The 14,768-nt window shown below is 34.3% G+C and carries 19 protein-coding genes, 1 pseudogene and 1 riboswitch; of the genes and pseudogenes, 18 read left to right on the top strand and 2 right to left on the bottom strand.

Annotated elements, in window-relative coordinates; translation table 11 throughout:
- The first annotated feature begins 154 nt into the window (after window positions 1-154).
- Window positions 155-198, top strand: a riboswitch (PreQ1 riboswitch).
- A gap of 93 nt (window positions 199-291) precedes the next feature.
- From queC to queF, 4 genes are read left to right on the top strand one after another with little or no spacing between them, the layout of a single operon-like run.
- A complete protein-coding gene (gene queC, locus AC1DMU_RS09305) occupies window positions 292-954 on the top strand; it encodes a 7-cyano-7-deazaguanine synthase QueC (RefSeq protein WP_000711595.1) in 663 nt (220 codons plus the stop codon).
- Window positions 954-1,445, top strand: a complete 492-nt coding sequence (gene queD, locus AC1DMU_RS09300; protein WP_000368411.1) for a 6-carboxytetrahydropterin synthase QueD — start codon at window positions 954-956, stop codon at window positions 1,443-1,445. Before queC ends, queD begins: the two co-directional genes overlap by 1 nt.
- Window positions 1,438-2,154 (top strand): 7-carboxy-7-deazaguanine synthase QueE, encoded by a 717-nt coding sequence (gene queE, locus AC1DMU_RS09295; protein ID WP_088062584.1) that lies wholly within the window; start codon window positions 1,438-1,440, stop codon window positions 2,152-2,154. The genes queD and queE overlap by 8 nt, the downstream gene beginning before the upstream one ends.
- Before the next feature lie 18 nt (window positions 2,155-2,172).
- Window positions 2,173-2,670, top strand: coding sequence for a preQ(1) synthase (queF, locus tag AC1DMU_RS09290; protein ID WP_000918895.1), 498 nt, complete (start codon window positions 2,173-2,175; stop codon window positions 2,668-2,670).
- A gap of 53 nt (window positions 2,671-2,723) precedes the next feature.
- Here the strand turns inward: queF and AC1DMU_RS09285 are convergent, their stop codons facing one another.
- Window positions 2,724-2,909, bottom strand: coding sequence for a YkvS family protein (locus AC1DMU_RS09285; protein WP_001165081.1), 186 nt, complete (start codon window positions 2,907-2,909; stop codon window positions 2,724-2,726).
- Between the two features lie 263 nt (window positions 2,910-3,172).
- Here AC1DMU_RS09285 and AC1DMU_RS09280 point away from each other — a divergent pair, with 263 nt between their 5' ends.
- A complete protein-coding gene (locus AC1DMU_RS09280; RefSeq protein WP_002096778.1) occupies window positions 3,173-3,328 on the top strand; it encodes a hypothetical protein in 156 nt (51 codons plus the stop codon).
- Between the two features lie 88 nt (window positions 3,329-3,416).
- Entirely contained in the window at window positions 3,417-4,019 is a 603-nt protein-coding gene (locus tag AC1DMU_RS09275) for a histidine phosphatase family protein (RefSeq protein ID WP_088062586.1), read from the top strand.
- 37 nt (window positions 4,020-4,056) lie between these two features.
- Here AC1DMU_RS09275 and AC1DMU_RS09270 read toward each other — a convergent pair whose 3' ends face one another.
- A complete protein-coding gene (locus tag AC1DMU_RS09270) occupies window positions 4,057-4,635 on the bottom strand; it encodes a GNAT family N-acetyltransferase (RefSeq protein ID WP_088062589.1) in 579 nt (192 codons plus the stop codon).
- 245 nt (window positions 4,636-4,880) lie between these two features.
- On the opposite strand from AC1DMU_RS09270, the gene AC1DMU_RS09265 reads away from it, so the two are divergent.
- The 12 genes and pseudogenes from AC1DMU_RS09265 (at window position 4,881) to AC1DMU_RS09210 (ending at window position 14,749) form a co-directional block, all read left to right on the top strand.
- A complete protein-coding gene (locus AC1DMU_RS09265; protein ID WP_000356682.1) occupies window positions 4,881-5,075 on the top strand; it encodes a hypothetical protein in 195 nt (64 codons plus the stop codon).
- A gap of 25 nt (window positions 5,076-5,100) precedes the next feature.
- Window positions 5,101-5,418 (top strand): hypothetical protein, encoded by a 318-nt coding sequence (locus tag AC1DMU_RS09260; protein WP_000502198.1) that lies wholly within the window; start codon window positions 5,101-5,103, stop codon window positions 5,416-5,418.
- A gap of 476 nt (window positions 5,419-5,894) precedes the next feature.
- The gene (gene nrdI / locus AC1DMU_RS09255) at window positions 5,895-6,254 is read left to right on the top strand and encodes a class Ib ribonucleoside-diphosphate reductase assembly flavoprotein NrdI (protein ID WP_000634376.1); all 360 of its coding nucleotides are present in this window, start codon (window positions 5,895-5,897) and stop codon (window positions 6,252-6,254) included.
- Window positions 6,241-7,368: pseudogene (locus tag AC1DMU_RS09250) on the top strand (ribonucleotide reductase N-terminal alpha domain-containing protein); the annotation flags it as partial. The gene nrdI and the pseudogene AC1DMU_RS09250, both read left to right, overlap by 14 nt.
- A 383-nt stretch (window positions 7,369-7,751) precedes the next feature.
- On the top strand, window positions 7,752-8,702 hold the full coding sequence (locus AC1DMU_RS09245) for a ribonucleotide reductase large subunit (RefSeq protein WP_306628300.1): 951 nt from the start codon (window positions 7,752-7,754) through the stop codon (window positions 8,700-8,702).
- A 93-nt stretch (window positions 8,703-8,795) separates the two neighbouring features.
- Complete coding sequence (nrdF, locus tag AC1DMU_RS09240; protein ID WP_060489487.1) at window positions 8,796-9,764, top strand: class 1b ribonucleoside-diphosphate reductase subunit beta; 969 nt, start codon at window positions 8,796-8,798, stop codon at window positions 9,762-9,764.
- A gap of 216 nt (window positions 9,765-9,980) precedes the next feature.
- A complete protein-coding gene (locus AC1DMU_RS09235) occupies window positions 9,981-10,361 on the top strand; it encodes a GntR family transcriptional regulator (protein WP_000687513.1) in 381 nt (126 codons plus the stop codon).
- Complete coding sequence (locus AC1DMU_RS09230) at window positions 10,358-11,056, top strand: ABC transporter ATP-binding protein (RefSeq protein ID WP_048544987.1); 699 nt, start codon at window positions 10,358-10,360, stop codon at window positions 11,054-11,056. Before AC1DMU_RS09235 ends, AC1DMU_RS09230 begins: the two co-directional genes overlap by 4 nt.
- A complete protein-coding gene (locus AC1DMU_RS09225; RefSeq protein ID WP_087984819.1) occupies window positions 11,053-11,847 on the top strand; it encodes an ABC transporter permease in 795 nt (264 codons plus the stop codon). The genes AC1DMU_RS09230 and AC1DMU_RS09225 overlap by 4 nt, the downstream gene beginning before the upstream one ends.
- Window positions 11,848-11,861: 14 nt before the next feature.
- A complete protein-coding gene (locus AC1DMU_RS09220; RefSeq protein WP_088062591.1) occupies window positions 11,862-12,764 on the top strand; it encodes an ABC transporter ATP-binding protein in 903 nt (300 codons plus the stop codon).
- Entirely contained in the window at window positions 12,764-13,540 is a 777-nt protein-coding gene (locus AC1DMU_RS09215; protein WP_088062593.1) for an ABC transporter permease, read from the top strand. Before AC1DMU_RS09220 ends, AC1DMU_RS09215 begins: the two co-directional genes overlap by 1 nt.
- A gap of 195 nt (window positions 13,541-13,735) precedes the next feature.
- The gene (locus AC1DMU_RS09210) at window positions 13,736-14,749 is read left to right on the top strand and encodes a CPBP family intramembrane glutamic endopeptidase (protein ID WP_215559016.1); all 1,014 of its coding nucleotides are present in this window, start codon (window positions 13,736-13,738) and stop codon (window positions 14,747-14,749) included.
- Window positions 14,750-14,768 lie beyond the last annotated feature (19 nt).

Genomic DNA, 14,768 nt, shown 5'->3' with positions numbered 1-14,768 from the left:
GTGGGGTGCCTCCTCTCTTCTCGCATTAAATTCATCATACTATAAAATGAAAGAAATGAAATGAAAAATAGCGGAAAAATCAGAAAATTTTTCTGGTAGTATACAATATGTTACAATAAGCTTTGTCAATGAAAGAAGGAATTCCGTGCATTGCACGGGAGAGGTTCGCGAACTCCCTCTATAAAAAACTATGGAAACAACAATATCTTTAGGTATTGTTTTGTTTTTTTATTGTGACAGTTCAAGAACGTTCTTTCTTCTTATTCGTAGTAGAGAAGGAGAATGAGTGAAATGAAAAAAGAAAAGGCAGTTGTTGTTTTTAGTGGAGGACAAGATAGTACGACATGCTTATTTTGGGCAATAGAGCAGTTTGCAGAAGTAGAAGCTGTAACGTTTAATTACAATCAACGTCATAAACTAGAAATTGATTGTGCAGCGGAAATTGCGAAAGAGCTAGGAATTAAACATACGGTGCTAGATATGAGTCTATTAAATCAACTTGCTCCAAATGCGTTAACGAGAACGGATATGGAGATTACACATGAAGAAGGTGAATTGCCATCGACGTTTGTAGATGGACGAAATTTACTATTCCTATCATTTGCTGCTGTATTAGCAAAACAAGTTGGAGCACGTCATATTGTAACGGGTGTATGTGAAACTGATTTCAGTGGTTATCCAGATTGCCGTGACGTGTTTGTGAAATCGTTAAACGTTACTTTAAATTTATCCATGGATTATCCGTTCGTAATTCATACACCACTTATGTGGATTGATAAAGCGGAAACATGGAAATTATCAGATGAACTTGGAGCATTCGAGTTTGTTCGAGAAAAAACATTAACATGTTATAACGGAATCATTGGTGATGGTTGCGGTGAATGTCCAGCATGTCAGCTTCGTAAAGCAGGATTAGATACGTACCTACAAGAACGCGAAGGAGCAAATAACTAATGGATAATTTCTTTGGATTTCGCATCGTAGAAAATTTGCAAAAAATGGACAAGGATATTCAGCGTAAACAGCTCAAATATCATAATAAAAGAGTAATGGTCAGCAAGGAATTTACATTTGATGCAGCACACCATTTACACTGTTATGAGGGGAAATGTAAAAACTTACATGGTCACACATATAAAGTTGTATTTGGGATTAGTGGATATGTAAATGAAATAGGTCTTGCGATTGACTTTGGAGATATAAAAGAAATTTGGAAGAATGAAATAGAAATTTATTTAGACCATCGTTATTTAAACGAAACGTTACCAGCAATGAATACGACTGCTGAAAACATGGTCGTTTGGATTTATGAAAAGATGGCAGAAGCATTACTAAAAGATAATCGTGCGAACGAATATAAAGGAGCTCGTGTTGAATTTGTTCGTCTTTTCGAGACGCCAACTAGTTATGCGGAAGTAAGACGGGAGTGGATGCTCGATGAGTAAAATCCCTGTCTTAGAAATATTTGGTCCGACCATTCAAGGTGAAGGAATGGTTGTGGGACAAAAGACGATGTTTATCCGTACAGCTGGCTGTGATTATAGTTGCGCATGGTGTGATTCTGCTTTTACGTGGGATGGATCGGCTAAGGAACAAATTAGACAGATGACAGCAGAGGACGTTTGGAACGAGCTTGTAGAAATTGGTGGCGAAAATTTTTCTCATGTTACGATTTCAGGTGGAAATCCAGCATTGTTGAAAAATATTGAGTTTCTTCTTTCTATATTAAAAGAGAATGGAATGCGGACGGCAATCGAAACGCAAGGGAGTAAATGGCAAGATTGGTTACTTCAAATTGATGAGATAACGATTTCTCCAAAACCACCAAGTTCGACGATGAATACTGATTTTCAGAAGTTAGATGCTGTTATTCAGAAACTAGCAGGAAAAGATATTAGTTTAAAGGTAGTAGTATTTGACGATTATGACTTTGAGTATGCAGTTAAGATGCACGAACGTTATCCAAATGTTCCATTCTTCTTACAAGTAGGGAATGATGATACAAAAACTGTGGATGATGCGATGTTGATTAAAAAATTATTAGATAAATACGAGTGGCTTATTGAAAAAGCGGTTAACTGTAAAGAAATGAATAATGCAAAAGTATTGCCACAGCTTCATGCGTTAGTATGGGGAAATAAACGCGGAGTATAATGAGAAGGGATGTTTAAAATGGCAGGAAGATTAGATGAAGATTTAAAAGATGTAACTTTATTAGGAAATCAAAATACAAAATATTTATTTGAATATAGCCCAGAAATTTTAGAGGTATTTGATAACAATCATCCAAACCGTGATTATTTTGTGAAATTTAATTGCCCTGAATTTACAAGTTTATGTCCGAAAACAGGTCAACCAGATTTTGCAACAATTTATATTAGCTACATTCCAGAACAAAGAATGGTAGAGAGTAAATCTTTAAAGCTATATTTATTTAGTTTCCGCAATCATGGTGACTTCCACGAAGATTGCATGAACGTTATTATGAATGATTTAATTAAATTAATGGATCCGCGTTACATTGAGGTATGGGGGAAATTCACACCACGTGGAGGGATTTCAATTGATCCTTACTGCAACTACGGTCGCCCAGGCACGAAGTATGAACAAATGGCAGACTACCGTATGATGAACCATGATCTATATCCAGAAACAATTGATAATCGTTAATATAATAGAAAGAAAGGATCTGTATGTTATACAGATCCTTTCTTTCTATTATATTATGCATTTTGATTAATGACAGTATAGTTTTTATGACTTACAACTGTAAGAGGTTCCATATCTAGTTCTCTAAAATTTTCCATAATTGTTATATCTACAATAACGGAGTTTTGATTTACTTTTTGAACACGGCCTTGCATTCCACCTTTAAATTCAATGATATCTCCAGTTTCTGCGATCTGCATAAGCAACTCTCCTTGTTACAGTTTTCCAAAAAAAGAATAATTTTGGTTTTTTTTTATTTCCTCTTATTTTGAACCATATTGTCTAGTTTGTAAATGTTTCCAAAGTAAAAATTCGAAAAATATTCACATTTTGTAAGAAAATATGCAAGAACTCCAAGTTATTAGAAAAAAAGAACGGTTTAAATGCGTGCATCTTTATATAGGGGTATAATGAAAAAATACAATAACCTACTAAAGTGGGAGAAATTAGAGGCGGTAAAATGATGTTTGAATTTGTGGGGAGTGTTATAGCATTAACTTTATTTGTATTTTCTTATATAAATTTAAAAAAGATTCGTCATCATGAAACGACTACATATTTTGATGGGATGGATGGTATACATGCTGGGGTCACACATGAGAGTGGTGGGGATATGTAAAGGTGTATAACTTTCTTTTTTTGCGTGGTATGATATTTAAAAATAGTACATAATAGAGTTCGTAAGTGATGAATGGAGAGTGGAAAGAATGAAGATTTCTTTTATTCGTCATGGCCGCTTAGATCGTACTATAGAACCAATGACGGTTACATCCTTTCATGAATGGATGAAAGGATATGACTTACATACTATAACAGAAAAAGCACCTATACCAATGGAAACAATGGAAGCGGTTGAAGCAGCAAAGTTGATTGTAACGAGTGATCAAAGGTGTGCTATACAGTCAGCAGCTGAATTAATGAATTCTTTATCTTTTATGCAAAATTCTCTTTTTAGGGAAGCTGAAATTCCGACGAATTTTTATGCTCCAACATGGTTGAAATGTAAACCTAACGTATGGATGTTTATCGGGCGAACATTATGGATACTTGGTTACTATAAAGGTGTTGAGTCTTATAAGGAAGTAAGAGAGAGGGCAAGGCAAGCGGCTTACTTATTACACCGTTATGCTCTCGTACATGGAAGTATTGCTCTTGTAGGTCATAATTACATTAATGCAATGGTTGGTGCGGAGCTGAGAGCGATGGGATGGTCTGGTTCTCCTATTTTACATAGGAAGCCATGGGGATGTACAACCTATACATTCCACGAAGCGATGGATGGAAATATATTAAATACAAAATTAACATAAAAGCACACGATTTATATATAAATCGTGTGCTTTCTTTTTAAGACATAGAAATTTTGATGTTTAATGTTTTTACGAGGTGTGCATAAGGTTCGCCTACAAGCATAACGATTTGATCTTTTTTATAACCTAGTTTTTCATATAGTGAATAGGCACGTTTGTTTTCTAAATTAACAAGTAATGCGATTTTTTCATGCTCCTTTTCAGTTGCATGGATTTCAGCAGCTTCAATTAATTGAGAACCGATTCCTTTTCCGCCATATGCACTTGAAACTGATAATGTATCAATGTAATATTCATCAAGTTCAGCTTCTTTTTCTAATGTAATTGATTCATCTTTATGTAATTCTCTTAAGTAATGTACAATTGGTGCATCAAGACTTGTTGCTTCACTACCGTGATAAGCGACAATAACCCCAACTGCAACCCCGTCTTGTACATATACAAAACAGTTTTCATAGCTCAGTCGATTTCTCTCTTTTGAGAACCATGTTTCAAGTCCTAGTAATACTTCTGTCTCAACTGTGCTGCCTGTGATTTTTTCAGCAATTTCGTGCAGAGCGTTATATAATAAAGGTGCAATTGCCTTCGCATCTGTCTTTTTTGCTTTCCGAATCATAGTATCCCTCCTAATTCTATTTATATATTGTAGCATAGTGGTATGGAACTTTGCATAATTGAATACTGAAATGATTGATATAGAGAAGTAGCTATGTTAGTATATGATATTTAGTGGACATATACTAAAGAGATCTTTTTTGAAAAATAATGAAAATGAAATGAAGGTATAGCACCTGGATAATTTTACAGTTGTTGACCTATAGAATATACGATAAAATAAAATATTGCATAGAGGTGAAATACATGGATAAAGAATTAGCAAATGCAATTTTGGATCAGCTGAAAAATGGTGAAATAAAGGAGTATGTTGTTACGAAAGATGTATTTTATACGTTCAGAGAAGTTGTAGTAAGTCGAGAAGATTTTAAACATATTATTGGGAACGCACAGCGCGGCGGACAAGTAATTTATACATATTCAGAAACGCCACGTTCGTAACTAGAAGAATATAGGGAGGGGAATTATGGGCGATTTTAAACAAGGCATATTACCGCATTGGGATTATATGTGGAAAGATAGAGCTGGCAATAGGTTTATGGGGATGGTCATGTATCCAGAGAAACGAAAGTGTTCGGCAAAAATGCTTCAGAAAATAAAAAGAGCATATGAAGAGGCTATAGAAATTAAAGTAACCGTACAAGTTCAACATACATATCAGTACGTAGAAGGAATGATTGTGTACTTTGATGAAGAAGCTCCTGTATGTACAATGATTGATAAAGATGAAAATCCACATCATATATTTGTAAAAGATATTTTGCGCATTGAGCACTCAGAATAATCTTTTCATAAATAAGTTGAATTTCCATAATAATAATCTTTTTCTATAATAGTTATCTTTTAGTATGTAACGCGAACCGAAAGTATATGTATAATATTTAATAAAGTAAAACTGATAAATGTAATCGTTTTTTAGAACAGATTATCGTTTCATGTCTGTTCTTTTTTGCGTGATGCTGGAGAAATATATTCCTCCAGCATTTGCCGTTTTATGACAAAATATATTGGTAACTTTTTTTAAAATAAGGTTAAATTCGTTGACAACTTTTTTGAAAAGCACTTTATTGACATGAGTTTTAGAATGTTGTTTCATAGTCATTGTATTGAAAAAAATCGACTGTCTTGTCGAAAAGTAAAATTTAAAAAAAGAAAGAATTTATACATATATCTTGTGTCTTATTTTGAAACGTAATACAATATATAGAGAAATCAAGAAACAACATACAGAGAGTATAGATTGGAGAGGGAGGGTCGGAAATGATAGTTGCATATGATTCTATGACAGGAAACGTGAAGCGTTTCATTCACAAATTAAATATGCCGGCCGTTCAAATTGGTGAAGATCTAGTAATAGATGAAGACTTTGTTTTAATTACGTATACAACAGGTTTTGGCAATGTACCAGAACGTGTTTTAGAATTTTTAGAGCGCAATAATGAAAAATTAAAAGGCGTATCTGCAAGCGGCAATCGTAACTGGGGAGACATGTTCGGTGCAAGTGCTGACAAAATTTCTGCTAAATATGAAGTGCCTATTGTATCAAAATTTGAGTTATCAGGAACAAATAATGATGTAGAATATTTTAAGGAAAGGGTGCGGGAGATTGCGACACATTGAACTGAATAATGAAATCACGCAAATGCAGGACGGTTTTTATCAGCTTCATAAAGATAAAGAGGCATTAGAAGTCTTTATGGAAGAAGCTAGAGAAAATACCGTTCATTTTAATAGCGTGGCAGAGCGAATGGAGTATATGAAAGAATATGATTACTATTACAACGTTCTGGACGAGTATAGCTTGGAGGAAGTAGAAGAGGTATATAACATCGCTTATGGTGAAAACTTCGAGTTCCAATCTTATATGGCAGCATCTAAGTTCTACAAAGATTATGCGTTAAAAACAAATGATCAAAAACAATACTTAGAAAGCTATGAAGATCGTGTAGCAATTGTTTCATTATACTTAGGACGCGGTGATGTTGCGAAGGCAAAACACTTCGCAAGCATGATTGTAAAACAAAACTACCAACCAGCGACACCAACCTTTTTAAATGCGGGACGAAGCAGAAGAGGAGAAATGGTGTCTTGTTTCTTGTTAGAGATGGATGATAGCTTAAATTCAATCGGCTTTAACATTAATACTGCAATGCAATTATCAAAAATCGGCGGTGGAGTAGCTTTAAACTTGTCTAAGCTACGTGCACGCGGTGAGCAAATTAAAGGTATCGATAACGCTGCAAGTGGTGTAGTACCTGTTATGAAATTACTTGAAGATTCGTTTTCATATGCAAATCAACTTGGGCAACGAAAAGGTGCCGGCGCAGTATACTTAAACATTTTCCATTGGGATATTATTGAATTCCTTGATACCAAAAAAATAAATGCCGATGAGAAGAGCCGTATTCAGTCTCTATCAATCGGAATTATCGTTCCAAGTAAGTTCTTTGAGCTTGCTGAGAAAAACGAACCTTTCCATGTTTTCGCGCCTTATACGGTGTATAAAGAATACGGAAAGCATTTAGATGATATAGACATTGATGAAATGTACGATGAATTAATGAGCAATCCGAAAGTGAAGAAGAAGCCGCTAGATATTAGTGCACGTGATATGCTTATTAAAATTGCTATGATTCAGCTTGAGTCTGGTTACCCATACTTAATGTTTAAATCAAATGCAAATAACCAACATCCACTGAAGGATATTGGAACTGTGAAGATGTCGAACTTGTGTTAAATATGTAGCACCTTCTAGTAGAAATGCTAGTCGAAAACTCCGTTAAACGGGGAAAGCCTCAAATTTGAGGTAACCTACCGTGCTAAATCTTATCTTAGAATGAAAATATAAAAGTTCAGAATGTATCTTATTATTTTGTATAGCAGAGTTATGGGACAACATAAAGTAATAAGAGACTTTCTGAAGTATGTAAGATAAGTAAAAGCCTAACGACTATCCCTTATGGGAGTAGAGCGCAAGCGATTGGCGTTCGAAAAGCGGAGCACCTAATCAGGTAATGCTGTAGGTGATGATATAGTCTGTCCTGTATGGTGACATACAGCAGTTGCATGAGCAACGGACTGAGGAGTAGCGGACTCGGTTGAACATTCGAGACAGAAATCTTCCAGCTTCAAGAAACTTCTGAAATAAATGATTACGGTACAGATGATATTATCCGTCGTGATATTAACTGTAATTTAGGATCGTTAAATATCGTAAATGTAATGGAAAATAAAGAAATTCGTGAAGCTGTTCATGCGGGAATGGAAGCTTTAACAGCTGTGTCTGATATGACGATCATTCCGAATGCACCAACTGTGAAAAAAGCAAATGATGAGCTTCATTCAGTTGGACTTGGCGCAATGAACTTACACGGATATTTATCAAAAAACAAAATCGCATATGAAAGTGCAGAAGCAAAAGAGTTCGCTCGTACATTCTTTATGATGTTAAATTACTACTCTATTGAGAAAAGTATGGAAATCGCTAAAGAAAAAGGCGAAACATTTAAAGACTTCGATAAGTCTGATTATGCGAATGGCACATACTTTGAAAAGTACGAAACGATAGATTACAGCCCAGTAACTGAAAAAGTTCAGCAACTATTTGAAGGAATTCATATTCCAACAAAAGAAGATTGGACAAGTTTAAAAGAGCAAGTGAAGAAGAATGGATTATATAATTCATACCGTCTTGCTATCGCTCCAACACAATCTATCAGTTACGTTCAAAATGCAACTTCAAGCGTAATGCCGATCGTAAGTCAAATCGAATCAAGAACATATGCGAATGCGACGACATATTATCCAATGCCGTATTTATCAAAAGATACGTTCTGGTACTATAAATCTTCTTACGATATGAATCAGTTTAAATTAATTGATTTAATCGCAGAAATCCAAGAACATATTGACCAAGGAATTAGTACAATTCTTTACGTTAATAGTGATATTTCAACACGTGAATTAGCACGTTACTACATCTATGCACATAAAAAAGGCTTAAAGAGTCTTTATTATACGAGAACACGTAAGTTAAGCGTGGAAGAGTGCGTAGCTTGTACCGTTTAATATAAAAAGTGAGACATCATGAGCAGGGTTTTCTGAACCCTGCTCATGCTTAGTTATCAATTTTTCATGTTTATTTAGAGAAGGGGCGATTGAATGCGTGCGGTAAACTGGAACAAAAAAGAAGATGATTTTAGTTTAATGTTTTGGAAGCAAAACATCGCTCAGTTTTGGACAGAAGAAGAAATCGCAGTATCTTCTGACAAAAATACTTGGGCACAATTATCAAAAGAAGAGCAGATTGCTTATAAGCGTGTATTAGGTGGTTTAACACTTTTAGATACGAAACAAGGTGGCGAAGGGATGCCACTTGTACTTGTTCATCTTGAAAATTTACAAGCGAAAAGTGTATTAGCTTTCATGGGAGCTATGGAAGAAGTACATGCGAAGAGTTACAGTCATATTTTCACAACGTTAGCTACTGAAGAAGAAATTGATGATATTTTTGAATGGGTAGACAATCATCCATTACTTGAGAAAAAAGCTGGTATTGTTACTAGTTACTATCGTCGTTTATTAAAGCCTGAAGTAACGAAAAAAGAGTTATACATGGCGATGGTAGCAAGTGTATTCTTAGAAAGTTACTTATTCTATAGTGGATTCTTCTACCCACTTTACTTAGCAGGTCAAGGTAAATTGACAGCAAGTGGTGAGATTATTAACCTAATAATTCGTGATGAGTCAATTCACGGCGTATTCGTCGGTATTTTAGCACAACAACTCTTCGCAGAACTTTCTGCAGAAGATCAACAAGAAGTGCAAAAAGAAACACAAGAGTTATTAATGGAACTATATGAAATTGAAATGGCATACACAGAAGAAATTTACACTTCTATCGGTCTTGTAGAGGATGTAAATCGTTTCGTTCGTTACAATGCGAATAAAGGACTTATGAACTTAGGACTTGAGCCGAAGTTTGAAGAAGAAGAAATTAACCCAATCGTTTTAAATGGTTTACGTACAGATACGAAAAACCATGATTTCTTCTCTGTAAAAGGGAATGGTTACGTAAAAGCAACGAACGTTGAAAAGTTAGCTGATGATGACTTCGTGTTTGATTTTTAATATATACTCATAAAGAAAAGCTGTCTTATTCATTGATAAGACAGCTTTTCTTTATGGATTTGTTTACATAACACTATTATTTTTGTATAACGAGTTTTGTTTAAAAAGTTCTATCCAGCAAATGGATAGAACTTTTTTGTAATTAAATGGGTATTTACAAACTATTTGTATCAGTGTATTATTTAACTAGTACACCAATACAAAAGGAGGGAAGAAATGAAAATAGAGTTTTCTCCAAATACACCAATTTACATTCAGGTAATGGAATACATAAAAAAAGAAATCGTAACAGGACATTTATTGCCGGGTGATAAAATTCCCTCTGTACGTGAATTAGCGAGTGAATTACAAGTAAATCCAAATACGATTCAGCGTACATTTCAAGAGCTAGAACGGGATGGGGTTGTTGTCACACGTAGAGGAATGGGACGATATGTAACGAATGAAGGGGAGAAAATTATGGAGCTGCGAAAAGAGATGGCGAAAGAATTACTTCATTCTTTTATAGATGGAATGGACAATTTAGGTTTTTCAGAAGAAGAAATTCTTACAATCCTTCGCTCTTCATTACACGAGAAGAGGGAGGAGAGCGAATGACAGAGTTATTAAAAATAGAAAACTTATGGAAGAGATACGGATTGAAAGCAGTGATCCGTGAATTAAACATAGAGATTACGGAAGGGAAAATTATAGGACTCGTTGGAGATAACGGGAGCGGGAAAACGACGTTATTGAAAATGATTGCCGGTCTGCAGCATCCTTCCGAAGGCAGTATTACAATCGCTGGTAAAAAGGTAGGATTAGAAACGAAAGAAATTGTTTCTTTTATGTCGGATAAACCAGTATTTGATGATTGGATGACGGTAAAAGATTCTTTATTCTTCTATCGAGATTTTTATAAAGACTTCGACATTCAAAAAGCGGTAGATACAATTGCGGAATTTAAAATACCGTTAGAAGAAAAAATTACAGCTTTATCAAAAGGTATGGTTGAAAAGCTACAAATTATTTTAACATTTTCGAGGAAAGCGAGGTTATACGTACTAGATGAACCATTGGGCGGGATTGATCTCGTTTCTAGGGAGCATGTACTGGAACTTATTTTACAGTTTTATCGCGAAGACTGTACTATTTTAATTGCAACACATTTAATTGGAGAAGTGGAAAATATTTTTGACGAAGTAATCTTTTTAAAAGATGGTGAGAGTGTATTGCATGAAAATGTAGAGGAATTACGTTTCCAAAGAGGAAAAGCTGTTACGGATTTGTTTAAGGAGGTGTTTAGTAGATGAAGGCCAGTTTAATATATATGTACAATGCGAATAAAAAACAAATTTTCATTTCGTTATTGTCATTCATATTTATTGCAGCTGTCGCTTTTGTAAGTATGGGGAATTATATTAAACAAGAATCAGGAGAAGTAAGGCAAATGATTATAGTTGCCTTAGTATTCTTAGTTTATATAATTTTTGCGGTATTAGTATTTCTGCAGGCGATGTCTGCGTTTGGGAAAATGACCGAAAGTACATTATTTCGATTAACACCGATATCTGGTAAAAAAATTGTTTTAGCAATATTGTCATATGCGGCAATTAGCTTAATGTGTTTTGAAGTAATAGGTACTATGTTTTTCTATAGCATTTCGATGAAAGTAATAAAAGGTACAGAACTCTATGGATTGTTATTTACCGAAAGTACACTTACGTTAGATATAGTAAAACAATTATTTAGCAGTGTGTTATATGTATTTAATTTATCAAGTGTATTGTTAGTTTTACTTTTTACAGTAGCTGGCGTTAAAGTATTTTCTTTGAAAAAGAAAAAAATGGAGTATGTAATTATTTTCTTCTTATTTTTACTAGTAACGAAAGTAATCAATATGATATATGAAATGCTAGGTGGACTTGCACCTACACCTGCTTTTATAACAAAGTTAGTGTATATAGATGAATCATCAGAAGCAAATGTGTTTCTTTATCCAGAAAAGCTTATGAATTTATATAGTATTGCTTTTTCAATCGGTATATTTGTTTTATTTGTTTATATAACAGGTCGCATAATCGATAAGAAACTAGAAGCCTAAAGGAGGAATCAACATTGGGAAATGTAGTAGTAAAGTTAGAGAATGTTCGAAAAAAGATTGGTGGAACGGAAATTATCCGCGGTTTATCATTTGAAGTTCGTGAAGGGGAAGTGTACGGGTTTCTTGGACCGAACGGTAGTGGTAAAACGACGACAATTCGTATGATGACAGGTCTTATATCAATGACAGAGGGCGATATTACAATTTGCGGTCATAGTATTCGCACGGAGCGTGAAAAGGCGCTAGAGCAAATTGGGGCGATCGTAGAAAATCCTGAACTATATGATTATATGACTGGAATGCAAAACTTAAAGCATTTTGCGAACATGGCAATTACACCAATTAGTAAAGAGCGCGTTGCTGAGATTGTAAAGCTTGTCGAATTAGAGCACGCGATTCATAAAAAGGTGAAAACATATTCACTTGGTATGAAACAACGTTTAGGAATTGCACAGGCATTACTTCATCAGCCGAAAATCTTAATTTTAGATGAGCCAACAAATGGATTAGATCCAGCGGGTATTCGCCAAATTCGAGATTATTTACAACGTTTAGCGAAAGAAGAGAATATTGCTGTAATCGTATCAAGTCACTTATTAAGTGAAATTGAACTCATGTGTGATCGCGTCGTTATTATTAAGCAAGGTGAGTTTGTGCAAGAGTACAACTTACACGAACAAGCGAAACATGATGAGACAGTAGTTGTAGCGTTTGAAGTAGATCAAGTACAGAAAGCGAATGAAATCATTAAAGGTAAGACGCAAGGAAATGTAATTGCAGTATCTGTCATGAAAGAAGAAATCCCACAACTTGTAAAAAAACTTGTGAATGACGATGTGCTTGTATACGGAGTTACTGTTCAAAATAAAACGTTAGAGGATGAGTTCTTAGCGATTACAGGGGGAGTGAAAGCGTAATGTTTAAATTAATTCAAAATGAATTTTTAAAGTTACATGCGAAAAAAGGTATGTATATTTTAATTGGTGTAATTGCAGTATTGGAGATTTTGGGAGTTTTAGCGATGCTGAAATGGGGAGACGGAAGTGAATTTAAAGGATCATATTTAGATTTTGCAAGTTCAGAGATTGGTTTAATTACTTTGTTTGCAACAATTTTTGGGATTACGATTGCTTCTCGTATGATTACTGATGAGTTCCAAAAAGGTACAATTAAGCAGTTATTAATCCGTCCAAGAAAGCGAATTACAGTTTTATTCTCTAAATATATTACAGTGTTACTTACTATAGTATTTATCATATTTGCTAGCACGTTAATTGCAATGATTATTGGCGGAATTGTAATGGATGGTAGTAAAACGGAATTAACGGTAGGAATCGTAATGAAATCTACTTTATATCAAGTACTTTCGCCGTTCTTCTTTGCGACGCTTGCATTTTTCTTAGCAAACGTATTTAGAAAGTCTGTATTACCATTAATTATTACGATGTTTCTCTTCTTCTTACAAGGAGCAATTAATATGGTATTAATGATGTTTGCAAAAGGTGTAGCGAAATTTGTAGTGTTTTTCCATTTAAATTTAAGTGTGTACGATAGCAATAAACTAGTAAGTGGCGGAACGGAACCAACATTTACAGAGTTTACATTTACAACTTCCTTATTACTTGTAGCTGTATACTTTGTTGTATTACTTGTAGCATCAAGTGCATTATTCCAAAAACGTGACGTATTATAATAAAAGAAATCCCCGCTTGTAAAAACGGGGATTTTTATTACATAACTTTCTCGTATATTTCAACTGTAAGAAAAGAATGATTACTATATATATTGTTCGAAAGTATTTGAGAAAAATAGGGAGAATTTCAACTATATTCATATTATAATTTAATTATCACACCATTTATTTTACTATCTTTGGGGGTGTTCTATTATGCACTATGCATTTTCACGTATAAGGCTACGCAGTTTTTTTGGATGGATGATTATAGGATTGTTCCTTACGATGATCCCATTAAGTCTAGCAAATGTTTCTGAGAATACGATGGAGGTTATTTCACAAATAACTGTATTTTTTGTATTTCCGTTATTTTGGTTATACGTAAAAATAAATAAAAATAATGTTGTGTTTAACAGTTTTTTTGATAAGCCAGGACGTTTACCGTGGGGATTAATTGTATTAGCAACGATAATGGGAATGATTTTTTCAGTTGGTATATCTCATATTCAATTTTACATATTAGCACATACGTTACCGAATTTCTTAGTTACTATGTTAGAAGAAGGAAATGTTATTAATACGAGTAACATATATATGACGATATTTACTTTCGTTTCAGCATGTGTATTAGCACCTATTATGGAAGAGGTTATTTTTAGAGGCTTCTTTTTACAGCGCATGGCTTATAAATGGGGCATTAAAAAAGCTGTAATCATATCTTCACTTATTTTTGGTTTAGGACATTTTGATGTTATTGGTGCATTTATGTTTGGTATTGTAATGTGCCTTTTATACATAAAGACGAAAAATATATGGACGAATATCGCTGTACATGCTCTAAATAATTTAATTGCAACAAGTATGCAATTTGTCGGTGGAGAAGAGAGTAGCGCAATCTCAATTACTGAATTACAAGCGCAAAGTAATTTATGGATCGGTATTGGTCTTACAGTTGTTGGATTACTTTGGTTAATTCCTTACGTTTGGAAACAATGGCGTACAGTAAAAGAAGTGGGTGTGCCACTAGTGCGCTTTATAAATGAGGAAAAAGTGGTGAGTGCATTACAAGAAAATGAAGTGTATAGTCAAGTGATCGTAACAGATAGACTGATGGCTGTAGAGCTACCAGATGAGGCTGTAAATAAGCTTCGATTAGAAGAAAATGATTATGTAACAGTATCTGTAGAAGAAGATAAAATTGTAATAAAGAAAGCGCGTGATAGATAATTAAAAAGTAGCTCTTAGG

The sequence above is a fragment of the Bacillus sp. 01N45 genome (assembly GCF_056399205.1).
This window is presented reverse-complemented; position numbering and strand designations above follow the sequence as displayed.